Here is a 22,378-nt window from a genome sequence, read left to right as displayed (position 1 = left end):
GGACCTCACCGCCCGCCGCTGCTCGGTCCGCGGGAGACGGCCGACGGCTGGACTGGCGGCATCGGCGCCGGCGCCGGCACCAGCAGCTGCAACGGCGACTCAGCTGGCAGGACCGACTCGCCGCAGGGCTCACCGTCGGCGGCGGGCGCCGCGACGTGGGGCCAGGCGCCCAGCAGCTGGTGCAGCTCCCGCCGCGCGCCGCCGAGCCCGCCGGGGTTGCCCAGGGGCAGCCACACCTGATCAGCTGGGCTGGGGTGCTCGGCGTCGGGGTTGAGCAGCTCGACCGCGGCGGTCGCGACCGGCACCGCATCGGGGTTGTCCAGCGCGTGCCAGGTCCGATGCAGCAGCCGGCGGGCGGCGGCTTCCCGGCGCGAGGTCGGCAGCCACACCAGAAGCGGCGTGGTGATCCCGGTTGCCTGCGCGAGGGCGGCGTACCCGGCCAGTTTCCCGGCGAGCTTGGCCAGCACCTCGGTGCCCAGGTCGTACTCTAGGAAGAACTCGACCTCGCGTCCGGCTCTGGTCCAGCGCCCGTAGGCGTCGGGTTTGATCAGGTCGCCGAAATGCCGCGCGCAGCGGGTCTCCGACCACCACGCCCTCACCGTGGTGCGCGCGTCGGGGGCGCTGTGCCGGGCGCGGTCGACCAGGGCGGTGAACCATTCGGCCACGCCGACGGTGTGCGCCAGGCGCAGGGAGTGCGCGACGGCGAAGGCGCGGTCGTGCCGGTAGCCGAGGTCTTTGACGTCCAGGCCGTCCTCAGCGGCCAGGACCGCGGCGCCGGCGGGGGCGAGCACGTAGTGCATCGGCGCGGTGCCGGAGGAGATGAACGGCTGGAACCGGTCCACCACACCCCACTGGAACAGCTCACGCATGCGCTGGCGCCCGGAGCGGAAACTGGGGAACGCGAGGGTCGTGATCTGGTGGGCGGTGAGCACACGGTGCTCCCACAGCATGCGAATGATCCACCGGTCCCGGCGAGTGAGTCGCCAGGCCAGCACCGCTTGGTGCTCGGCGGTGTTCGCAGCGCGCGGGGTTGGCCGGGCGGGCTTGTGGCCGCGCAGCGTCCGCTGTTGGGTAGGGCTGGAAATCATGGCGAACCTCCGAACAATGGTGAGAAGTAGGAGCATTCGTGTTGCGTACTGGGATGTGCGGGCCTGAATCAGGGGTGACGGCGTGGATCGGTGCTGCGTGGCCGGCTGCCGGTGTGGCTGTCTCGGGATGCGGGTCGCGTGTTCCCCGAGGGTGTGGCGGGGCGTTGCGTAGGCCGAGTTGCGGACTGCGTGCCCGGCTGGCGCGGAGCGGTGCCGGCGGCGCGGGCGCGCTGCGTCGCCTGCAGAGCGTGACGAGCCAGCCCGCGGATTTCTCGTGCTCGTCCGGGAATCGCGCGGGGCAGCGGCTGTGTGAGCATGGTGAACGGCTGAGCTTCCTCGCCGCCCAGGACCAGGCGGACGGCGGCGTGGTAGACGCCCAAGTGCGCGAGGTCGTGATCGGACAGCCGCGGCGCGGTGTGCCGGGACAGCTCGCGCGCGTCCTCCGGGGAGGCGTTGAAGAAGACCTTGCTGCGAGCGTTGGTGGACATGCCCTCGCGTAGCTCGCGGGGGAGCTGCCCGAGGTGTTGGTGGGCCAGGGTCATCGCGACCCGGAATCCCCGCGCCTCGGCGAGCATGTCCTCGATCGGGTAGGGCAAGTTGAGGAAATTGTGACACTCATCGATTGCGAGGGAGGCGTCTTTGCGTTGGCGTTGCGGGGTTCGTGCGCGGCCGGTGGTGGCCTGCCATGTCCGGGCCACGACGAGCGAGCCGACCAGTCGAGTGGTCTCTTCGCCTAAGCTGCCTTTGGGAATGCGCACGAGGCAGATGCCGCCGTCGAGCACACTGGTCATGTCTACTGTGGAGTGCCCGCCGGCGATCGCATCTCGGACGAATGGCCGCAGCAGGAAAGCGCGGAGTTTGTTCATCAGGGGCGAGATGACCTGGCTGCGGGAGGAGTCGGTCAGCTCCTCGTACCAGGACCAGAATCCCCGCAGCACCGGGTCAGTGACGCCGGCGGTGACCCGCGACCTGAACGCCGGTTCGGCCAACAGCTTCGGCAAGTCCGCGAGCGTGGCGACGCCTTCCTGAGCGCGCAGGGTCAGGCACGCCGCGCGCATCACGTCGTCGGTGCGCGGCCCCCAGAACGCCGAGTAGACCCGCCGGAACACCGAGACGAGGTTGTCCACGGTGAGGTCGGTTTCTCCACCGTCCAAGGGGTTCAGACACGGCGGCCGGGACTTGCTGTCGGCGTCGAACAGCACGACCCTGTCACCGGCAGAGCGGGGAAGCCGGGACAGCACGTCGGTGACGAGGTCGCCTTTGGGGTCGATGAGCACGATTCCGCGCCCGGCCTCGGCGTCGGCGAGGATCATGTTGCCCAGCAGCGTGGACTTGCCTGAGCCGGTGGCGCCGATGACGTGCAGGTGGTGGCGGGCGTCCTGCACACGCAGCGCGACCGGGCGCTGGTGGCCAGCGTCGGAGACACCGAGGGGTTTGGCGAGCGGGCCTGGGGTGGCAATGCCGGGCGGTGGGGCGATCGCGCGTGCGCCGGCGCGCTGCACGCCCGGGATCGCCTCATCCACGGGCAGGTGGGCGATGGAGGCCAGCTCGTTCACCGACAGCAGATCCCCTTTCCCCAGCCTCCGGTCGGTCAGGACGAGGCCGGGGTGGCGGAGCCGGCGGCGGGTGTAGTGGTTGTGCTCGGTGTAGGAGGCGAACGACGCGGCCAGCGCGTGGGCCCGGCCGCGGGCGACGTCCCGCGCCGTGCGCAGCTGGGCGTCGCCCGCGTCGGCGGGCAGCAGGGTCGCGACGGCGTAGCGGATGAGCGTCTCGTACTGGGAGCCGCGTTGCTTGGCCACGATCGCCCGGTTCTGCGCGGCGTATTCCAGCGAGGTCTGCGGATCAGTGTGCAGCGCCCCCGACGCGGTCCTGCCGCCGCTGGGCCGGCTGGTCTTCATGCCCGGGGTGACGAGATCGAGCAGCCGCCCGACCGGGCGGGTGGAGGCACCAGCGTGGACTCGGCGGGCCGAGCGGCGCGCGCGGGCCACTCGGTGCCCGGTGACGGGGCGGGCCAGGATCTGCACGCACGCGTACTCGTGCCGGCCCAGCCCGACCGGTGCGCCGATCAACGCACGGATCGGGTCGGCATCGAACTCGGTCCGGATCGGCAACGCCTCGCTGCGCGCCAGCCGGAGTTCCCCACCGATCACCAGCCGCCGTTGGTCCTCGCTCGGTGGCGGCAGCGGCGGCTCGGCGGGGCTGGCCACGCGGGTGTGGGCGCCGGGCCAGGCGGCCTCGACGGCACGCTCCACGAGGCCGGGTGGGATCACGCCAGGCACCCATAGCCGGATCGCGACACCGGCCTCGGAGAACACGTACTCGCACGCCACATGCGGCTGCCCGCTCCACCACCGGCGCCAGCCTGGGCGCAGCAGACCGACGAGGTTGGACCACAACGCGGCCCCGCCGGCGGGATCAACGACTGGTGGGGCAAGCACGGTGACCTGCCGGGCGTCAGCGACCAGAGCCGCGTGTCGGCGCCGGGCCAGCGCCCGTCGCTCCGCGATCACCGCGAGCGTGGCGAACACCGCGAACACGGTCACGGTGGGCCACCAGATCTGCAGCCAGTGCACTACCGGGGTGAGCAGCGCGAGCAGCGCGCCAGCGGGGTCGCGCAGGTAGTCGCCGAGCCATCCGCCGGGCGCCCCAGTCGAGGCCGCGCCGCGGGAAACCCCGTCGATGTAGGAGGCGGGATGAACGAGGGCAGCCAATATCCAAGCGCGCATCGAAGGTCCTTCCACGAAAGCCCGGCAGAACGCCGGGCCGCAACGGCCCGCGCGGCGGGACGTCAGGCGGCGTCGAGGTCGATCTGGTCGTCAGGGCCGAGGGAACCGAACTCGTCCGTGTCGGCCGTCTGCTGCGGCTCGCCGGCGGTGGTATCGTCAGCCCAACCCAGGTCCACATAGGACTGATCGCCGTCGGGGTCGTCGGCGTCGGTGTCGGCCGCGTATCCGGCCAGCTCGGCTGGATTACTCGTGACCAGGTAATGCTCGGTGGGTGAGGCGACGCTCTGGAACGCGACTCGCTGCGTTCCCGCGGACAGCAAGCCCTGTCCCCGATCCGCGGACAGCAGGAATTGCCGTTCCCCGGCAGACAGGTCGAAGGTGTGGGTGATCTCGTCGATCGCCTGCGACGCCTGCCGGAGCAGGATCTGGGTCGCGGCGTTGGCGACGACCGCCTTGCCGAGATCACTGCCCAACACGTCGGCGGTGTCTTGCGTGCAGACGGTCAGCCCTGCCCAGTGTTTCCGGGACGCCTTGGCCATTCTGAACAGAAACTCCGCGCCGGACTTCTCCTTCATCAGCAGCCACGCCTCGTCCACCACGACCAGACGCGGGCGGCGGATCGCGGGGTTGGACACCCGCCGCCACACCGAGTCCAGTACCAGGAGCGTGCCGATGGGTTTGAGTTCGTCGGGCAAGTCCCGCAGCGAGAACACGGTCAGGTGGCCTTCGGGGTTGGTCGTGGTCGGCCCGTCGAACAGTTGCTTGAACGCGCCGTCGACGAACGGGTGCAGCCGCGCGGCGAGCTCGACGGCCGCGTGGTCGCCGTCGACTCCGCCAGCGGTGGCGAGGTGGTCGCGCAGCATCCGCAAGGTCGGCGCCGGCCGGGTCCACGTGCGGGCGTCGGCGGTGATGCCCACGGCCTGATAGGTGGCGGCGATACCGCGGTCCAGGGCGGCGCGCTGCGCGGCGTCCAGGTCGCCGCCGACGAGCACGGCGATGACGGTGTGCAGGAACAGTGACCGCCGTACCAGAGCGTCTTTCGGCGCGGTCAGGCGGCCGTCGGGGCGGGTGTGGATGGGCAGGTCGAACGGGTTCAATCGCACGCCCGCCGCGCCGAGGTGCACGTAGGTGCCGCCGACCGCGGCGGCCAGCCGGGCGTACTCGTCTTCGGGGTCGACGACCGCGATCTCGATGCCCCGATACAGGCTGCGCAAGAGCTCGAGTTTGACCAGGTAGGACTTACCGGCGCCGCTGCGGCCGAGGATCACCGAGTTGTGATTGTGCATCCCCTCGCCGAACCGGTCCCAATGCACGAGCCCCTGGCTGCCGATGTTGTAGCCGTAGAGCACCCCCGACGGTGCCGCGACGCTGGTCGGGTCGGCGGCCGGGAGATCCGGGGAGGTGAACGGGAACGCCGCGGCCAGCGCCGAGGTGTCGAACGTTCGTCGCATCCCGATCAAGTCCAGGCCCATCGGCAGTGTCGACACCCAGCCCTGCAGCGACCGGTAGGTGCAGTGCTTCGCGTCCAGCAGCAACGACGCGCACAGCGAGCGCACCGCGGCGACCTCATTGGCCAGCGCTCGCTCCGACGCGGCGTGCACAGTGAGGTACAAGCCAACGCGGAACAGTCGCCCCTCGCCCCGTGCCACGCGAGAGCTCAGGTCATAGGCGTCCTCCGTGGCGGCCTCGACCTGCGGGTCATACAACCGGCCATGTTCGGCGGTGTGCCGGCGCCCGGACTCGAGTTTGGCGAGCTGCTTTTTCAACCGGGACGCGGCGGTGGCCGGATCGATCGGCTCGACATGCACGGCGACATCCAGGCGGCCGGCATAGGTCAGCAGCGGCGCGAGCCAGCCGGGATACACCTCGCGCGGGAATCCGGTGACCGCGAAGCTGGCGACCCACTCACCGCCGACCTCCAGATGACGCGCCCCGACCGACAGCGCGTCCGGGGTGAACGCGGCGGCGCGGGATGCCCGCTGTGTCGGAACGTTGCGGCGGCTGCGCCGTTTCCGTGCTCGGGTGGTCATGACCACCGCCCCCTCTCGTCCTCTTCGTCGCCGTCGTCGCTGTAGTCCCAGTCGTCGGCGTCGTCCTCGTCGCCGTAGTCGGCGGGGTCGGCGTCGCCGCGCTGGAACCGGGTGTCGCTGAACTCGTCGTCGGACAGGTCGGAGGCGCCGGCGGTGGTGATGACCTCGTCGGCGCCCGCCAACGCCGCCGAGGGCGGCAGGAACGTGTCGGGGTTGCACGCCGAGGCGAGCACCGCGGTGGCCTGACCGGCATCGAGCGCGGTGACCACGATCCCAGCTGGCGCCAGCAGTTCGATCGCCTCGCCCAGGCGGCGGACGAGCCGGGACTCCGCCGCCCGCCGCACCCCCGCACTCGCCCCACCTGCCGCGGCAGTGGCGCGGCGCCGGCCCCGGGTCAGGGAAGCGAGCACGGCCAACGGACCTGGCCCGCCGAGCCCGTCGGTCGGCGCCGCGGCGGCCGCGCCACCGACGGGCTCGCGCAGCACCAGCAACACCTGCCGGCGCAGCAGATCGGTCTGCTCACCCAGCTGCGCGAGATAGTCCGCGTGCTCCACGGCGGCGGCCTCCAATGACGGATGCGGCAAGCCACCCGCGCGCTCCCGAAGCTCCGCGATCTGACCGGACAGGTCCAGCCGCTCGGTGCGCACCAGCACCTGCACCGGAGCGGTGAGCGAATGCAGGTAGCGGCCGAAGCTGGCGACCAGGGCTTCCTGCTCGGCCGGTGTGCGCAGCGCGAAGTTCACCGTGGACGCGACCGCTACTACCGCCAGACCATCCGGGCCGAGTTCTACGACACCGGTCTGGGTGACCGCTTCGGCGGGCAGCCGCAGCGCCGCGGGCGAGACCGGCTCTGGTGCCGCAGTGGTGCCTCGCCTGCGCGTTCGGCCGGCGGTCGAGGTGGTGCGCTGGGTCAGCCAGTCGGGCGCGGGCTGCACGCCTTCGGGTGCGGCGACGCGGTGGCGTGGTGCGGTGCGTTGGCGGATCGCGGCGAGCAGCATCCGGTCCATCGAGATGCCGTCGCGTTGGCCGAGCGCGAGGATCACTGCCCCCGCGCCGACCGGGATAGCCAGCGCGAGAAACACCGGGATCGGCAGCAGCGTGCGGGTGCCCGACCAGGCTGCGTACAGCAGCAGGCCAGCCACGGCCAGGATCGCGAGCTGGCGGGCGGTCAACGGCCCCAGAACGCGGTCATGCAGGTCGACGTCAGCGGGAATCCGCACCGCCGCCGAGCTGGCCGCGGGAGCGTCTCGGTAGCTCATTGGTCGGTGCTCCTGGTCGTGTTCAGCCCGCCTGTGCGCGGGGCGGCGCGCAGTTCCTCGGCGACCTCGCGCTCCAGGGCGGTGATGTCCTCAAAGGTCAACCCGTCAGGGCTGTGGTTCGGCTTGCTCATCGCGTGCCTCCGGATTTCGGCGGGGTGCGGTGCGGGCGTTTCGGCAGATCCAGCGGGAGCCGGAGCTGCCGGCCCGCCGCAGGCCGCGGAACTGGTGGTGCCGGCGACGGGGCTGTCGGTGCGGGGCGCGGCGAGGACGGGACGCGGTGCAGGCCCTCCAGTGGCAGCGGGTACTGCCCGGACCGCAGCGGCCGATTGCCCTTGTAGGGGTCGAACGGCAACTCCAACTGCGTGCCGCGCGGCCGTGGCCGGGGTGGTGTCGCCGGTGGCGGCGAGCTGGCTGGGCGGGGAGTGCGGGTGACGCCCAGCGGTAGCGGGTACTGGCCTGCGCGGCTGGGCCGGTTGCCCTTGTACGGGTCGAACTCGAACTGCAGTTGCTGGCCGCGATGACGACTGCCACTGGGTCGCGGCTGGCCGGTCGAGGCCGGCGCAGGGGCCGGCGTGACCCGCTTGACGCTCAGGGGGAGCCGGTACTGCCCGTCGCGTCCGAGGACTGGCTTGTTCTCTGGCCAGTCATCGCCCAGCGGCAACGCTAGTTGCACGCCCCGCGGGGCCTTGCGCGGCCCGGTCGTGTTCGCGCTGCTGTGGGCGGGATGGCGCGGGTAGGGCGGCGTGGGCAGGCGGCCGCGTTTGAGCCCGGGCAACGGGAGGATGTACTGCCCGGTCGAGGTGGTCCTGACCTTGGCGTAGGGGTCCGGTGGTGATGGCTTCTCGCGTAGACGCACGCGCGGATTGCCGGCGCCGGCACGGAGCAAACCGAACGTCTTGTACGCGACAAACCCTCGGATCAGCGTGCTCATCAGTCCGCGGCGCCCGCCGCCGCCTCGGATGGCGCCGAGGATCCAGAACGGGATCTTGAACAGGACGAACATGACGGCCAAGCCGACCAAGATGTTGGTCAAGGCGTTGGCGTTCGGGCCGAGCGGGGTGAACGTGGGTGTCAGCAGCAGCCGCACCCCGACAATGAGCGCGAGGGACTGTCCGACCTGGATCACCAGGCACCCGCCGAATGCCTTCCACCACGTGTAGGCGATGCCCTCGGTGTGCGGCAGGCCGTGCGCCATCAGGAACAGCGGTGCCCCGGCGATGAGCACGATCGTGAGCGTGACGCGGACGATGAACGTGAGCAGGACAGCGACCACGGCGCCGGCGAAGATGAGGTCCAGCAGGAGCTCGAAGAACCCTTGGCTTGCCAGCGACGCGAGGTAGATGTCTGTGAGTGCTTGGGCGGCGCTGTTCACGTCGACGCCGTCGCCCATGACCGCCGTCGACAGCGCGTTGGCCAACTGGATGCCGGTGGTGGCCAGGACCATGCTCAGCGCGCCGGCGACCACGCCGACGACGAGACGGGGCGCGATCTCTCGGATCGTGTACCGGGCCTGCAAGGACTCGAACGCCATCACGATCACGCCGGCGATCAGCACGATCAGCACGTAGACGGCCAGCAGGATTTGCCAGGACTGCGACCACAGGTCAGCCAGGCCCGGTATCGAGTCCGGTGTGGGGGTGGTCAGCAGCGTGTGGCCGAGCAGGTCCAGCAGCGGGTTGAGTGCGGCCGACACCACCATGCGGAAGAAGCCGGTCAACATCCCGTTCATGCAGACGCCCCACGTGCTGGGGTCGAACAGGCTGCACTGCGCGTCCGGGCTGTCCCCGCCCTGCGCGGGCACGGTCGGTTCGGTCGAGGACGAGGGCAGGCACTGCACGCCGACGCACGGGGTGCTGGCCGTGGCGGTCGGCAGCCCGCTGGGCAGGGGCAGCGTGGCGGGCGGCGCGGTGGTGACCGTCGGGAGAGCGCACGCTGGGAGTGCGGAGCCGGGCGGGCAGGTGTCCACCGGCGGCCCCGGCAACGGCGGCGCGGCCACGCGTGGTACGGCGGCCGCTGGCGTGGTGAGGGTGGCGGCCGCGGCGAGCGTGCCGCCGCACAGCACGACCACGCTCACGGCCAGCACGGCCAGCGCCCGGCCTCGCGTCACGCGGGGCAGCCGCCCCCGGCGGCGTCCCGACCCACCACGTCGGCGGCGGCCGACGTCCACTGGTGAGCAGATCGGCGACATGCTGTCGGCGTCGGTGGGCGTCGCGCGACGGACGGCTGCGGGCTCGGGTGCACGCAGCCGCCGAACGGTCGGCGGTGCGGTCGAACCGCGGTGGCGCGCAGGCGTGGTCGTGGCCATCGCTCAGGCCCCCACGAAGTTCTCGAGCACCGAGAGGACCACCGGCGCGAGGATGGCCAGGCAGTAGCCGATCCCCGCTGCCTTGAAGCTTGTCTTGGCCTTCTCGATCTCTCCGGGATCGCCACCCCCGAGCAGGTAGCGGACACCGCCGATGGTCAGAAACGCCGTCGCGAGGCTGGCGAGGATGCCCACGATCCAGGCGCGGATGTTGTCCAAGACCTGGTTGACACTGCCGGCCAACGCGACCACCTCGGTGGTCTGTGCGTGGGCGGCCGGACCGGACACCAGCAGCACGACAACGGCCAGTTCGGCGATCAGCAGCAGCCGCGTGCGCGCCCCACCGCGTCGGCGCGCCACCGCTGGTGAGGTCGGAGGTGTGGGTGAGGGCTCACCGATCCGACGGGCAGCGCCGACACCGCTGACGGTGCCGAGGCGCGGCGCCGCGGTGTGCCAGGTGCCGGGTCCGCGACTGGGTCGGGGTGTGCTCGGGCGGCGGTCGGAACGGGTGTGTGGCCGTAGCTGGGTCATGCGCATCGCGACGCCTCCGGGGTCGTGCTCGACGGCGCTGCGGGCCGGTCGGGCGGGGCGGTGGTCGCGGGGGTGGCTGGTGTCCTCCCGCACCCCTTAACTCCGGAAAACTGGCCGTCTGGGGACATGCAGCGGCGCGTTTTCTTCGCCGCGCGCTCGCGAACATCGGTCACGGTCGGTGACTGCACGGTCGTGACGGCGCTGGCGCGGGAGGCGGTGGAAATGATCACGGCGTCGGTGGCCCAGTCCGCCGGATCCCGCTCGCCTGACTGGCCGGGCGCGCTGTCCACGACCTCGCCGCGCAGGTACGGCACGAGGCGCGCCTCGGCGCGCTGGCGGGCTTTCTTGACCGCCTCGTAGCGCTGGCCGCGCAGCTCCCCGGCGGTGACCAGCGGGACGCCTTCCAGCCGGGTGGACGCGATCAGCTCCGCCTCGTCGGCGGTGATGACGCCGTCGGCGATCGCGCGGGCGAGCACGAAGTCTTCGTGCGCCCAAGGCGGGCGTGGCGGCGTCGAGTGGAACGTGCCGCCGGTGGGGGTGGGCGCGTCGTAGATCTCGCGGATGGCGACGTGGCCGGCGCGGTGGGCGGCGAACCGTAGCCGCGCCATGATCCGCGGCTTGCGCAGATCGATGGTGGCGAGTTCGGCCACGAACCCGGTCAGAATCGCGGAGTGCACGTCGCTGCGGTCACCGACGAATCCGGCACACAGCTTCGTAGCCAACATGGTCAGCGCGGGCAGCGCGACCCCGACGGCGGCGATGATCCAGGTGCCGCTGCCGGTCCGGGACAGCAGCACCAAATGGGCCCAGACCGCGTCGCGCAGCGAGTGCGGGCACTTGGGGTGCAGCAGCCGGTCGCACACCTCGTTCAGCGGGACATCGCGGTTGGGCAGGCCCGGGAACAGACGGCCGTCGATCGCGACCGGGTTCGGTCCGGTGATCAGCCATTCGTAGGTCGTCTGGGCGATATCCAGCGGTGTGGGCTCACGCCCAAAATCCGTGCGGGGAAAGGCGTGGTTCGCGGCCATGACGGGCTCCCTGAGTGGAGTTGGAGGAAGAGACTCCACAAGGACGCCACAGGGGGTACTACCAAACTCTAACGGAGCTACTACCACGCTACTACCGAACTACTACCGATGATCTTCGGTGATCATCTCACCTTTGATTTATCGATCGTTGAGGCAGGCGTGAGGGGGATGTCAGCCTGCAATTCTGTGATCACGTAATGATCGTCCGTAATGCCCGCCGAGCTGGCGTCTTGGCGGTGCGGTAGTAGTTTGGTAGTAGTTCGGTTAGAGCCGTCATGCGGTCGCGCGGTCGATCATGGCCGGCGTGGCTGTGGGGTGAATCCTCTGCTGAGAAGAATTTTCTACGAACCGCAGACGGTGGTGCGTTCCGGCGGAGTTCTCCGTCGTCGCACGGTGTCGCTCGGGAGTCTTTCCGTGTCGCCGGAACTGGGTGTCTGGAAGGCCGTGGAACAAAGTCCCGGCGGTGCTGTCCCCAAAGGGCCTGAATTTCGGAGTTAAGAGGTGTACGCGCCACTCCACCCATGGTGGCGCACCGCCCGGTCCTGGAGGACTCCCGTGACCCGATCCGACCGTCCAGCACCCCACGGCCCCCGTCGCCGCGGCGACTCACCACGCCCTCACAACACCCGGCCGAATGCCCGCCGAGGCGCCGACCGACGCCCCTACCCGACCGCCTCGACGACTACCCGGATCAGCCCCGCCAAGCCCGACCGGGCGGCGGCGACATCGCGTTCCCAGGGCACGAAGGCCACCCCGATTCCGGCAACGGTATGGGCCGCCGGCGACGACCCGATCGACCTCGACACGGCCTGGCCGACACCGATCGTGGCCACGATCGTCACCTCGTTCACCGCCGTCGGTGAGCGGGTCGTGCTCCTGCCACACGCGACCACCACCGACCGCCGACCCCGGGGCGTGGTCGGCGAAGACGGCGTCGTCACCCACGCCCCCGGCGCCGAGCCGGACCCTGCCCTCGCCGACGCGCTGGCCACCATCGACAGCCTGGACCGAACCGGCCAGGCGGTGCATGTGGCGGCGGATTCACGCGCCTCGCGCACCGCGTCGCGCCCGTTCTGGGCTGATCTTGTAGGCGGCCCCGACACCGCACTGCCCGACCGCGCCGCGCCGACACCGGCGGGGGTCGACGCCAGCACGGTCGACGACACCGCAGCCCCGGTTTCCGGCGCGGACCTGATCATCGCCAGCCTGCCTGTCGAGCACACGGGCGATCACACCAGCGATCTCGTGGCACAGGTGGCGGCGCGGTGGCTGAGGGTCGGCGGCATCCTCGCCGTGCTCACCCACTGTGACTGGTCGCGGGGCGAGCTGATCGACCCGACTGGCGCGATGGTGGCCTCGGCGCAGAACGCCGACCTGCTCTATCTCCAGCACATCGTCGCCCTGCACGCGCCGACGCGCGCTGGCCACGTCGACCTCGCCCTCGGCGACGCGGCCCTCGATCAGGCCGTCCGCGCACGGCACCGCGCCGTGGTGCGCGGACTTCCCAGCCCGCACCGCCGGGTGCATTCCGACGTCCTTGTCTTCGCCAATCCGCACGACCATCAGACGCCTCGACCGGCACCGGCGGACGCGGCGTTCCAGACGGGAGTCATCCGATGACCTCCGCCTCGATGTCGCATCCCTCCCGTCCCGGACGACCCCGCGAGGAAGGCACGCCCGTGGCTGACGACCAACTCCGGCACCCGCATCACGGCGCCCGCACCACCGCCGACACCCGCCGCGCCGACCCGGGCGCGGAGTCGACCCAGCGGATCCCCAGGGCGGTCATCGACGCCATCGGCACCGCGCTCGACGACACAGCGGTGTCGGTGTGGACGACCGCGCAGACCTCCCCGGCTGCCCAGCGCAAGAACCGCTACACGCCCGAGTCGACCGCGCACCCGGCCAAGATGTTGCCCGCCGTCGCCGCCCACGCGATCGCCCACTACACGAACCCGGGCGACCTCGTGCTCGACCCGATGTGCGGGATCGGCACGACCCTGGTGGAGGCGGTGCACGCCGGGCGCCGCGCGGTTGGCGTCGAGTACGAGCCCCACTGGGTCGACATCGCCCGCGACAACCTCGAGCTCGCTCGCACCCGCGGGGTCGAGCACGACGCGCGGGTGTTCCACGGCGACGCGCGCCAACTGTCCTCGCTACTGCCGCAGGACTACGTCGGGCAGGCCGCGCTGGTCGTCACCAGTCCGCCCTACGGGCCTTCCACCCACGGGCAGGTCTCGGTGTCGCCGACGGCCGGTATCCAGAAGTACTACCACCGCTACGGCAACACCCTCGACCGAGGAAACCTCGCCAACATCGGCCATCACCGACTGCTAGCTGGGTTCACCCGCATCCTCGCCGGACTGGTGCCGTTCCTGAGGCCGGGCGGGCACATCGCCATCACCATCCGCCCCTGGCGCGAGCACGCTGAGCTGATCGACCTGCCCGCCCAGATCCTGGCCTGCGGCCGACAGGCCGGGCTGATCCCGGTCGAGCGTTGCGTCGCATTGCTCGCGCGAGCGGCCGAGCATGATCTGGTCGGTCGCGGTTCGTTCTTCCAGCGCGACTTCATCCGCAAGCGACGCGAGGCCGGCCTGCCGCTACACCTGATCGCGCATGAGGATGTGCTGGTCTTCCGGACCTCACAGGTGCGCCAGAGTTCGTCGACTCGCGCCGACTCCGGGGTTCGGCGGCGGCCAGCGCCTGCCTGTCTGCCACGGGTCTCCCGTCACTCTAGCGGTGACGGCCAGGCGTCTCGGCGGGCAGCATGAACACCCGACCGCGCGGATCAGGTACCGCCCTCGCCCCCGCCTTCACGGCGGCGGCGAGGGCGGTACGGGCGGCCACGCCGCCGGCACCATCGGCCCCGGCGAGCCCAGGTCCGGTCGCCGGCTCGCTCTGCACCAGCACAGCGCAGTCAACGCCGGAGAGGAACGTCCTCATGCGACACCCCACCCGCCACGCACCCCGCCGACAGCAACCGCCAACGGACGACAACGCCATGGCATCGACCATTGACAGCAGGCCCAGCACGCCACGTCTACACACCCCCGCAGAGGCGGCCCTGCTGCTGACCGTGCCCGAGTCCTGGCTACGACGCCAAGCCGGACAACGCAAACTGCCCTGCACCTTCCTGGGGCGGCATCTGCGGTTCTCCGACGCCGACCTCCAGGCCATCATCACAGCCGGCTCCCGCCCCGCCCGGACCACGAGCCGTCGCCCGCGACGCGACGGGTCCACCACTGCCAGCAGGTAGCGCGAACGTGGTGTCCTTTGCGGACAGACGGACGTTTTTTCGGGACGCCCTTGCCCTTCTGCCCCACACGGAGCGTCCATGCATCCCGTCACGTCTGCGACCCCCACACGACTGCGAAAGAGGTCACCACCATGGCCTGGATTGAACAATCCGGCGACAACACCTGGCGCGTCCGCTACCGACGCGACGACGGCACCATCGGCGCGATCCCCGGCTTCACCACGTCCACCGCCGCGCAGGACTACGCCGACGACATGGAATCCGAACAGCGCCGCGGCACGTGGATCGACCCCGCCGCCGGACAGAGCACGCTCGGCGAGTTCGTCACCACCAACGACTGGCTCGACTCCCTCGACATCGACTCCCGAACGGCGGACAACTACCGCAGCATGCTGCGCAACCACATCATCCCGCGCTGGGGCGACACCGCTCTGGCGGAGATCTCCAACCTCAAAGCCCAAGCCTGGAAGAAGAAACTCCGCGCCAAGCCACTGTCCCAGGTCAGCGTCGACGGCATCCTGAAGCTGTTGTCCTTGGTCCTGGCCGACGCCGCCGACGAGAAACTCATCGCCGCCAACCCCATCCGCGCCCGCCGCCGCGGACGACGCCGCCACTCCGAGCGGCGCAGGGAAAAGATCTGGGCGCAGTCCGACCCGGTGCTGCGCCTGGCCGATCAGATCGCCGCCTACTACGGCCCCGGCGGCGCGGTCATGGTCGTCACCGCCGGATGGACCGGCGCACGCTGGGGCGAGCTGACCGGGCTACAGCGCCCGAACCTGCACCTGTTCGACGACGACACCGGCTACATCGTCGTCGACCCCGAGATCGGCGCGCTGCACGAGTCCGCCGCCGGCAAGCTATGGCTCGGCCCACCCAAGACCGACGAGTCCGCCCGCACCATCACCCTCGCCCCGTTCAACGTCCGCCTGCTCCGCGCACACCTGGCCACCCACACCCACCCGCACGTGTTCGTCACCCCCGACAACGCACTGCACCGACGCAGCAACTTCTCCCGCCGCGCCATGCGCCCCTGCGCCGACGGCAACCTCCACCGCAAAAACCCCGACATGCGGCTGCAGCCGGTCGCGCCGGGCCTGACCTTCCACGGGCTACGGCACAGCCACAAGACCTGGATGATCGAAGACGCCATCCCCGAGATCGCCCAAGCCTTGCGACTTGGACATGTCATGGGAGACAAGGTCCGCGAGACCTACTCCCACGTCGCCGCCGCCGTAGAGGCCCGCCTGCTGCAATGCCTGCAAGACCGCTGGGACAAGACCGTCCTCAACTCCACCGAGGAGTTCGACACCACCTGGAGGCAGGCTGCCTAGCCTGAATCCGTCACGCGAGCCCGCGCACCGCACGGGCTCGTGGTGCTTCCGGAACCGATCGCCGGCCGCGGCCTTGGCGCGGCTACTTCTCATCAGCCAGTTGAGGACGTGACGTCGAACCTCGCCGTAGCTTCCGTCTGGATCTCCCGCAGCCTTTCGAGCGCCGCCACAGCCTGATGCCCGAAGTTCACGCTCTCGGTCACAGAAAGCTGACCCCGGCGGCCAGCGGCCATTCCCACAAGCGACGCCTTCAGGATGTCGATCTGGTCCACCGCGCGCTGGGTCAGCAACGATCTGTTGCTCGGCACGACTTCGTCGAGGCGAGCGCGGAAGACACGCAGCGAGGCGACGGCGCTGTCGATGTTTTCCGTTTGCTGGGGCGTGCTCACAACTAAGTCAGCGCACCCCGATGCCAACAGCGCCAATGGCCACGTCACATACTTCGCTTCTTCTTCCCCGCTTAGCGAAACGCCGCAGTCGATCAGCCACTTGGCGTTGACCAGACCGACCAACGGAAGATCATGCGGTGCCTCGTCCTCAATGGCGGGCATGTCGAACTCGGTGCGAGTGAACGTCACCGGGGTGAGTCCGTCGATGTTCAGCGCGACCCGGTCCGCGTTCGGCACAGCACCGAGCGCTCCAGGAGCTACTGACAGGGCGCGCCTCGCCGTGTCGGCCGGGCTGACTCCGTCGCTCGGGGAAGCCGAGACTGTGACGTGCTTGTCGACCACGGACACCGTGACATCACGCAAACCTGACATGCCCGCAAGGAGCGCAACGGTGTGGTCCCGTTGGCGATCGCTCGTGGGTACAGACGCAATGGAGGCGGCGATCGTGGGGTCCTTGTGCAGCCACAGCCAAGGCAGCAGTGCGAGCTGAAGTGCCAGGAGGATTTCTTGCAGCGAAACGAGAATCTCGTAGAACTCGTCATCGGACACTGTCACCGCGGTGGACGATGTCACCCGCCCGTTCTCAATGATCCGTTCCGTGGCTACGACACCGGTGTCCGTGATCTCGATGTCGGCGTGTGCACTGGCGTTGCGGAACACCATGTCGACATCGCCCTCCCGCATGACGCCGAGGCGGCGCAACTCGTCGACGACCTCCCCTGCCTTCAGTCCATCCACGACGTCTTGGCCATAGGTAGCGTTGTCGGGCTCGCCGCGCGCGACGCGGGCAGCGACGACCGTCACGCCTCCAAGGTCGCGGAGTGCGCCTTCAACGAGCTGGCGATACACCCCGGTGAGTGTGTCCATGATGCGGTGTCGCGGAAACTGATGGCGCCACTCCAGGCCAAGCCGCTCTCCCTCTGCCATCAGGCGCTCTCCGCCGCGCCGGACCCGGCTGATCAGCAATCCGGGGTCCGTGACCCACGAGGTGGTCCGGTCAGCATTGTCAACGACATTGCGCAACGCCTGGGCACGCCGGGCGAGCAGATCGAGGTCGACGACCCGCGCCGACGATGCCAGCAGAGGAAACATCATCAGCGCCTGCTCGTTCGGCAGGGACGACATCCCGGGAATACCAGCGAGAGCTTGCCGGACGAGGGCCGCTCCGTCGGCGATCGACATGCCCTGCCGGCCGGCGCTCGACCATGCCAGCGCGGCGATATCGAAAGAACCATCAAGCTGGAAAGGCCCATCGCTGGGCGCTTCTTGGATACGACGGATGAGTGCTGCAACGCGCTCTGCATGCCGCGCACCTGCAGCAAAAGCTGCGCTGCTGGCGTCGCGTTGATGCTGGGCGGCAACAAGATCGGGGGCAGTGATCGTCGACGTCAGCAGCACCTGCCCGCGAGCGTGCTCGGCCGCTGCCCGCGTCAACTCGCGGTGCACAGCCCTCCACTCGATCGGCGGCATCGTTGTCCGGAGCGTGGTGACGAAGTCCAGCGAGGCATCGAGGGCCTGCACAAGCGCGGTGAACGCCATTAGGCAGCCGGGCTCGTCGGGATCCCAGGTGCCGGTGGCCAGCAGGTCGGCGACCGTCTTGTAGGAGGCGCGCAGCGTCTTCAACGCTGGCTGGAGCACATCGGTCAGATGCCGGTCATCGCTGCGGGGTGTTCCCCTCCGCTCAAAGTCCAGCGGAGGATCGGTCACGGAGTGCATCCGCTCGTCCAGCCGCTGAAGGCGGCGCCGAAACGCGTCGCGTCGTCGACGAACCGCGCCTCGAACGTCCGCGACCGCATCGGGATCAAGTGGCGTGCCGCAGTCCGGACAAGCCCCTGATGAACGGACCGACTGAGGCCGCTGGCACACCGTGCAGGCAACCGGAAGGGCCAACCGCACCACCAGGGTCGAGGGCTCGAGCATGATCGACGCGACCTCCGACTCCAGCAGTGGCATCAACGCGCAGCCTACGGCCTCACCCGCACAGGTCGGCGAAGATAGGTGGCTGGTGAACGACCTGAGCGCGGCTACAACCCGACCGCTCGGCGCCACCGGTGCAGCAGCGCCTCATCCTCGCCGCACTCTTCGAGGCACCAAGCCGCCGCTAGCGCGCGAGCGTGCAGTACTCCGATCGCGCGTCGTCGCCAGCGGCGCGCAACTTATGCTCGGCACGCACCTGCTGCGATCAAGTGACCGCCACCGGTTGCGGCGACTTGCCCAACTTTCTGCTGTGCTACCGTCAAAGACGGCACAGCTACGGTGCCGTTCCCTCCCGTCTGGTTGGCCCACGCCCAGCCGACACAGTGAGGCAAGGGTCGGAGGCCCGGCGTAGCGGATCCATCATGGCGTGTCCTGCCGACATGTCTCGATGGTCGCGTGGGGGCTGTCGGACAACGACGCAGGGACTGCCCATGAAAGACCACGACGCCAGGCGACTGAGCAATCAGCTCCGCATCAACTACACCGCCGCATTGCGGCTGGTCAAACAGGCCCGCCGTTACGCGTCCCAGTACAACGTGTCCTATCCCGAAGCCGAGCGGCACGTCCTCACGCAGTCACGAAACCACCAGCGGCTCACGGACAGTCTCCACGACGCGGTCGACCGCGCTTGCACTGATCTCCTCTACCAGGAGGTCGATGCTGACAGCGACGGACGGATGGGTCACCGGACACCGTTCAGTGATCTGACACTGCCCCACTCCACCGTTGAGAACATGGCTGTCGACCACATCGACCCCGACTACAACGCGATCGCAGTGTCTATCGATGATCAGTACGAGGGCGGAACGCGGCTCATCACGGTCCGTGTGCCCGCGGTAGTGGTGTTCGACGGGTACGTCCACAGGAGCGTCGGCTACCACCTGCAAGACACCGCCGACCCAGACATCCATGTACGTGACGTGGACTGGAACGAGCACATGTCGCAGGTCTCGCTCGCGCGCAACACCGTCCTGGAGTTCCACGGTGTGCTGTACGGCGAGTTGTCCGAGATCGACCACCTGGTTTTCGCAGGAGCTGCCGAGCCCGACTTCGCGCCTCCCTACCCTCACTAGGCCCCGTAGGAGGAACTGGCGACCCGTGCGTCACCAACGCCGGACGGTTCGGCTGGCCGGGCCGCCAGTTCCCGTCGAGACGCAACGCACGCTGCCACGAATCCATTATGGATGGTTGGTGAGCGTCGGCGTCCAGCTCGCGCGAGTGATCGACTGGGCCGCCGAAGCCCACCGTTGACGGTTGTAACCGTCTACCCATCCATTGATCGCGACCTGGGCGGCGGCGACGGGCTCGCGGATCGCCAGGGGCTGACATGGACGATCGGCGCACCCGGCCAACGGCTAGCCGGGCCACAGCCGTGACAACGCGGGCCCGCCTACCCCATAACCGCCAGCCGACCGTGCCCGCCCGCCTACGGGCGTTCTAGAGATTCGCCGCTGAAGAATCCCCGGTCGGGTGACATAGAACTGGAGCAAAAACCTGACCCCATTTCGCATAGGGTCAGACCCCTGCTCCAGTTTTGCTCCAGTTAGGTCATCCACTGTCCACTTGGGACGAAAAATCAAGATCGCCCCCAAACCTAGTTTTCCCAGGTCAGGGGGCGTATCTAAACTATTCAACAATTGTGGAGCTGAGGGGACTCGAACCCCTGACCCTCACACTGCCAGTGTGATGCGCTACCAGCTGCGCCACAGCCCCGAGCCGAGATTTGGAACCCGGGTTGGTAGGTCCCTCATCTCGTGGTGCAAACCCTACACGACGGGTCCGGGAGAAGTGAAATCGGGGGGTGGGCAGTGGGGTTCGGGCAGGTCAGGAACGTGAACGGCCCGTCACGCCGGGGGCGTGACGGGCCGTGAGAAGGATCAAGGGATCAGGTGTTGAGGAGCTTGTCGAGCCACTGGGGGTCCTGGAGGGCCTTGAGGTCGGTGGTGCCGTTGAGGACGGTGGGGGTGCCCTGGAGATTGACGGGGGGCGCGGAGGCGGTGGTGGCCTGCTGCTTGACGAGGTTGCCGTAGACGCCGGCGGTCACGTCGGTGGAGAACTGGGCGGCGGTGATGCCGAGGCGCTTGCCGAGGCTGATGAGCTGCTCGTTGGTGTAGCCGGCCCCGCCCTCCTTGGGCTGCTGGGCGTAGAGGCTGGCGTGGAAGTCGGCGAACTTGCCCTGCTTGGCAGCGGCGATGGCGGCGTTGGCGGCCAGCAGGGAGTAGCCGGGGGGATTGGTGTTGTTGTCGAGGATGTTGAGCAGGTGGTATCGCACCTGGAGCTTGCCGTCGGCCATGGCCTTGGCCATCTGGGCGCCGCTCTGCTTCTCGAGGTCGCCGCAGTAGGGGCAGGTGAAGTCCTCGTAGACGTCGATCTTGGTCTTGGCGGTGTCCTGCCCGGCGGTGACGGTGCCGTCGTCGCCGGCCTTGGCGGTGTACTCGGCGTCGGCCTTGGTGACCTTGATCGCATCGGCGCCGGTGGCGGCGGGCGGGGTGGACTGCCGGGTGGACAGGACCACGCCGACGATCACGGCGATGGCGACCACGATGACGGCCACGGTGCCGATGGCGATGTTGCGCCGGTCGTTGCGAGCGCCGCGGGCGGCCGCGACGGCCCGGGCGGCGTTGGCCTTGTTCTTGTCACGCTTGTTGTTGTTCTGGGCCGCGCCCACGATGAACCGTCCTCCTCGTCAAGGCCGGCCAACTCGGTGGCCGAGTCCTGGCGAAATGCTACCGACGACCCCTGAGTGCTACCTGAGAAGTCCTTTCCGCAACGCCGACAGGCACTGTTCGAGGGCCTCGGAGGCGGCGGGGATGAGGGGCGCGTAGCTGGCGAAAGAGTGCACAAGGTGATCAAAACGGACGGTCTCGACGGGCACGCCGGCGGCGGCGAGGAGCCGACCGTAGGCCTCGGCCTCGTCCCGCAGCGGGTCGTGCCAGACGGTGGCGATGAAGGCCGGCGGCAGGCCGGACAGGTCGGCGGCGAGGGCGGGCGCGAGGGTGACGGGCGGCTCGCCGGTGATCGAACCGGCGTAGTGCCGCAGGAAGGCCTCCATGTCGGCGGTCGACAGCACGGGGGCGTCGGTGTTCTCCGCCCGTGAGGGAAACTCGCCAATGCCGCCGACGGCCGGGTAGAGCAGCAGCTGGAACCGCAGCTCGGGCCCGCCGTTGTCACGAGCGAGCTGGGTGAGCACAGCGGCGAGGTTGCCGCCGGCGCTGTCCCCGGCGACGGCGATGCGGGACGGGTCGCCGCCGATTTCCCGGGCGTGCGAACCGACCCACCGCAACACGGCGAAGGAGTCGTCGACGGCCGCGGGAAATGGATCCTCGGGCGCCATCCGGTATTCGACGGAAACGACGACGGCCTGGGCGGAGCGGCTGATTCGGCGGCACAAATCGTCGTGGGTGACCACGCTTCCGGTGCACCAGCCGCCGCCGTGCAGGAACACCACCACCGGCAGGTCGACGGCGCCGAGAACGGGCTTGTACACCCGCACGGGCACGGGCGTCGCCAGGTCCGTGACCTCGCCGACCTGCACGACCGGCTGCATGCGCCGCCAGCGCTGGTCGAGGTCCTCGCGGATCTTGACGACGTCGGCGCCGGGCGCGGACACCCGGGCCACCGGGAAGGCCTGGACGAACCGCTCGAGTTCGGGATCGATGTGTGGCACACCGCTAAGGCTAGGCAACACTGTGCAAGGCTTTCCTCAGTACCGGCTCAATCCATTACCCTCCGAACGTGACCCAGGTTGACGAAACGGCGCAGAACGAGGTCGGCCACACCCACAACGACCTGTCCGGCGGCTGGCTGCGGCCGGCGGTGTTCGGTGCGATGGACGGCCTGGTGACCAACATCTCACTGGTCGCGGGGGTCGGCGGTGGCGGGGCGAGCTCGCACGTCATCGTGCTCACCGGCATGGCGGGCCTGGTCGCGGGCGCGTTCTCGATGGCGCTGGGCGAATACGCCTCGGTGCAGACGCAGAACGACTCGGTGCAGGCCGAGGTGGCCACCGAACGTCGGGAACTGCGCGAGAATCCGGCCGCGGAAAAGGCCGAGCTGATGCAGATGTTCGAGGAAATGGGTCTCACCGAGGAAACGGCCCGCCGGGTGGCCGAGGAAATCCACCAGGACGAGGAGTTGGCCGTCCGGGTGCATATCGAGCAGGAGCTGGGTGTCAATCCGGACGATCAGCCGTCTCCGGTGGTGGCGGCGGTCTCCTCGTTCCTGTGTTTCTCGATCGGCGCCTTGTTCCCGCTGCTGCCGTTCCTGCTGGGCTGGGAGTCGCTGCTGGCCGGCCTGGGCATCGGCGGCATCGGCCTGTTCGCGGCGGGCGCGGTGGTGGCCCGCTTCACGACCCGCCCGTGGTGGTGGAACGGCCTGCGCCAACTGCTGTTCGGCGTGATCGCGGCGGGCGCGACCTACCTGGTGGGTCTGCTGATCGGCGTGACTGCGGCAGGCTAGCGG

The 22,378-nt window shown here is 69.6% G+C and carries 18 protein-coding genes and 1 tRNA gene; 6 read left to right on the top strand and 13 right to left on the bottom strand.

Annotated elements, in window-relative coordinates; all coding sequences use genetic code 11:
- Positions 1 to 5: 5 nt before the first annotated feature.
- From AB0M73_RS32435 to AB0M73_RS32395, 9 genes are all read right to left on the bottom strand, one after another.
- Positions 6 to 1,088, bottom strand: a complete 1,083-nt coding sequence (locus AB0M73_RS32435) for a replication-relaxation family protein (RefSeq protein ID WP_363898652.1) — start codon at positions 1,086 to 1,088, stop codon at positions 6 to 8.
- Between the two features lie 68 nt (positions 1,089 to 1,156).
- On the bottom strand, positions 1,157 to 3,814 hold the full coding sequence (locus AB0M73_RS32430; protein ID WP_363898649.1) for a DUF87 domain-containing protein: 2,658 nt from the start codon (positions 3,812 to 3,814) through the stop codon (positions 1,157 to 1,159).
- A gap of 62 nt (positions 3,815 to 3,876) precedes the next feature.
- Positions 3,877 to 5,844: a DUF87 domain-containing protein gene (locus AB0M73_RS32425; RefSeq protein WP_363898646.1), complete on the bottom strand. Its 1,968-nt coding sequence runs from the start codon at positions 5,842 to 5,844 to the stop codon at positions 3,877 to 3,879.
- Complete coding sequence (locus tag AB0M73_RS32420) at positions 5,841 to 7,103, bottom strand: PrgI family protein (protein ID WP_363898643.1); 1,263 nt, start codon at positions 7,101 to 7,103, stop codon at positions 5,841 to 5,843. The genes AB0M73_RS32425 and AB0M73_RS32420 overlap by 4 nt, the downstream gene beginning before the upstream one ends.
- On the bottom strand, positions 7,100 to 7,234 hold the full coding sequence (locus AB0M73_RS32415) for a hypothetical protein (RefSeq protein WP_363898640.1): 135 nt from the start codon (positions 7,232 to 7,234) through the stop codon (positions 7,100 to 7,102). The genes AB0M73_RS32420 and AB0M73_RS32415 overlap by 4 nt, the downstream gene beginning before the upstream one ends.
- Positions 7,231 to 9,210, bottom strand: coding sequence for a hypothetical protein (locus tag AB0M73_RS32410; RefSeq protein WP_363898637.1), 1,980 nt, complete (start codon positions 9,208 to 9,210; stop codon positions 7,231 to 7,233). Before AB0M73_RS32410 ends, AB0M73_RS32415 begins: the two co-directional genes overlap by 4 nt.
- Positions 9,211 to 9,411: 201 nt before the next feature.
- Positions 9,412 to 9,765 (bottom strand): pilin, encoded by a 354-nt coding sequence (locus AB0M73_RS32405; RefSeq protein WP_363898634.1) that lies wholly within the window; start codon positions 9,763 to 9,765, stop codon positions 9,412 to 9,414.
- A 167-nt stretch (positions 9,766 to 9,932) separates the two neighbouring features.
- The gene (locus AB0M73_RS32400; RefSeq protein ID WP_363898631.1) at positions 9,933 to 10,964 is read right to left on the bottom strand and encodes a hypothetical protein; all 1,032 of its coding nucleotides are present in this window, start codon (positions 10,962 to 10,964) and stop codon (positions 9,933 to 9,935) included.
- Between the two features lie 662 nt (positions 10,965 to 11,626).
- Positions 11,627 to 11,797, bottom strand: a complete 171-nt coding sequence (locus AB0M73_RS32395) for a hypothetical protein (protein WP_363898628.1) — start codon at positions 11,795 to 11,797, stop codon at positions 11,627 to 11,629.
- Between AB0M73_RS32395 and AB0M73_RS32390 the strand changes: the two genes are divergently transcribed.
- The 4 genes from AB0M73_RS32390 (at position 11,790) to AB0M73_RS32375 (ending at position 15,551) form a co-directional block, all read left to right on the top strand.
- Positions 11,790 to 12,584, top strand: a complete 795-nt coding sequence (locus AB0M73_RS32390) for a hypothetical protein (protein ID WP_363898625.1) — start codon at positions 11,790 to 11,792, stop codon at positions 12,582 to 12,584. The two genes, AB0M73_RS32395 and AB0M73_RS32390, sit on opposite strands and share 8 nt — an antisense overlap.
- On the top strand, positions 12,581 to 13,735 hold the full coding sequence (locus AB0M73_RS32385) for a DNA methyltransferase (RefSeq protein WP_363898622.1): 1,155 nt from the start codon (positions 12,581 to 12,583) through the stop codon (positions 13,733 to 13,735). Before AB0M73_RS32390 ends, AB0M73_RS32385 begins: the two co-directional genes overlap by 4 nt.
- Positions 13,732 to 14,220 carry a helix-turn-helix domain-containing protein gene (locus AB0M73_RS32380; protein ID WP_363898619.1) on the top strand — a complete coding sequence of 163 codons (489 nt, stop codon included), beginning with the start codon at positions 13,732 to 13,734 and terminating at the stop codon, positions 14,218 to 14,220. The genes AB0M73_RS32385 and AB0M73_RS32380 overlap by 4 nt, the downstream gene beginning before the upstream one ends.
- A gap of 131 nt (positions 14,221 to 14,351) precedes the next feature.
- Positions 14,352 to 15,551 (top strand): tyrosine-type recombinase/integrase, encoded by a 1,200-nt coding sequence (locus AB0M73_RS32375; RefSeq protein WP_363898616.1) that lies wholly within the window; start codon positions 14,352 to 14,354, stop codon positions 15,549 to 15,551.
- Positions 15,552 to 15,643: 92 nt separating this feature from the next.
- On the opposite strand, the gene AB0M73_RS32370 is transcribed toward AB0M73_RS32375, so the two are convergent.
- Entirely contained in the window at positions 15,644 to 17,893 is a 2,250-nt protein-coding gene (locus AB0M73_RS32370) for a hypothetical protein (protein WP_363898613.1), read from the bottom strand.
- A 455-nt stretch (positions 17,894 to 18,348) separates the two neighbouring features.
- Between AB0M73_RS32370 and AB0M73_RS32365 the strand changes: the two genes are divergently transcribed.
- Positions 18,349 to 18,990 carry a hypothetical protein gene (locus tag AB0M73_RS32365; protein WP_363898610.1) on the top strand — a complete coding sequence of 214 codons (642 nt, stop codon included), beginning with the start codon at positions 18,349 to 18,351 and terminating at the stop codon, positions 18,988 to 18,990.
- A 567-nt stretch (positions 18,991 to 19,557) separates the two neighbouring features.
- Here the strand turns inward: AB0M73_RS32365 and AB0M73_RS32360 are convergent.
- From AB0M73_RS32360 to AB0M73_RS32350, 3 genes are all read right to left on the bottom strand, one after another.
- Positions 19,558 to 19,630, bottom strand: a tRNA-Ala gene (locus AB0M73_RS32360).
- Between the two features lie 172 nt (positions 19,631 to 19,802).
- Positions 19,803 to 20,585, bottom strand: coding sequence for a thioredoxin domain-containing protein (locus AB0M73_RS32355; protein ID WP_363898607.1), 783 nt, complete (start codon positions 20,583 to 20,585; stop codon positions 19,803 to 19,805).
- Positions 20,586 to 20,663: 78 nt separating this feature from the next.
- Complete coding sequence (locus AB0M73_RS32350) at positions 20,664 to 21,584, bottom strand: alpha/beta hydrolase (protein WP_363898605.1); 921 nt, start codon at positions 21,582 to 21,584, stop codon at positions 20,664 to 20,666.
- Between the two features lie 68 nt (positions 21,585 to 21,652).
- Between AB0M73_RS32350 and AB0M73_RS32345 the strand changes: the two genes are divergently transcribed.
- Positions 21,653 to 22,375 (top strand): VIT1/CCC1 transporter family protein, encoded by a 723-nt coding sequence (locus AB0M73_RS32345; RefSeq protein WP_043718882.1) that lies wholly within the window; start codon positions 21,653 to 21,655, stop codon positions 22,373 to 22,375.
- Positions 22,376 to 22,378 lie beyond the last annotated feature (3 nt).

It is taken from the genome of Kutzneria sp. NPDC051319, from assembly GCF_040682195.1.
Taxonomy (GTDB): Bacteria; Actinomycetota; Actinomycetes; order Mycobacteriales; family Pseudonocardiaceae; genus Kutzneria.
The sequence above is the reverse complement of the archived record's forward strand: the minus strand, read 5'-3'. Positions and strand labels throughout refer to the sequence as shown.

Bases quoted from the DNA above. Each gene is read 5' to 3' on its own strand.
- AB0M73_RS32435 (WP_363898652.1), bottom strand. From the start codon at position 1,088: ATGATTTCCAGCCCTACCCAACAGCGGACGCTGCGCGGCCACAAGCCC.
- AB0M73_RS32370 (WP_363898613.1), bottom strand. From the start codon at position 17,893: ATGCCACTGCTGGAGTCGGAGGTCGCGTCGATCATGCTCGAGCCCTCG.
- AB0M73_RS32385 (WP_363898622.1), top strand. From the start codon at position 12,581: ATGACCTCCGCCTCGATGTCGCATCCCTCCCGTCCCGGACGACCCCGC.
- AB0M73_RS32425 (WP_363898646.1), bottom strand. From the start codon at position 5,844: ATGACCACCCGAGCACGGAAACGGCGCAGCCGCCGCAACGTTCCGACA.
- AB0M73_RS32375 (WP_363898616.1), top strand. From the start codon at position 14,352: ATGGCCTGGATTGAACAATCCGGCGACAACACCTGGCGCGTCCGCTAC.
- AB0M73_RS32420 (WP_363898643.1), bottom strand. From the start codon at position 7,103: ATGAGCTACCGAGACGCTCCCGCGGCCAGCTCGGCGGCGGTGCGGATT.
- AB0M73_RS32380 (WP_363898619.1), top strand. From the start codon at position 13,732: ATGAACACCCGACCGCGCGGATCAGGTACCGCCCTCGCCCCCGCCTTC.
- AB0M73_RS32400 (WP_363898631.1), bottom strand. From the start codon at position 10,964: ATGGCCGCGAACCACGCCTTTCCCCGCACGGATTTTGGGCGTGAGCCC.
- AB0M73_RS32365 (WP_363898610.1), top strand. From the start codon at position 18,349: ATGAAAGACCACGACGCCAGGCGACTGAGCAATCAGCTCCGCATCAAC.
- AB0M73_RS32415 (WP_363898640.1), bottom strand. From the start codon at position 7,234: ATGAGCAAGCCGAACCACAGCCCTGACGGGTTGACCTTTGAGGACATC.
- AB0M73_RS32430 (WP_363898649.1), bottom strand. From the start codon at position 3,814: ATGCGCGCTTGGATATTGGCTGCCCTCGTTCATCCCGCCTCCTACATC.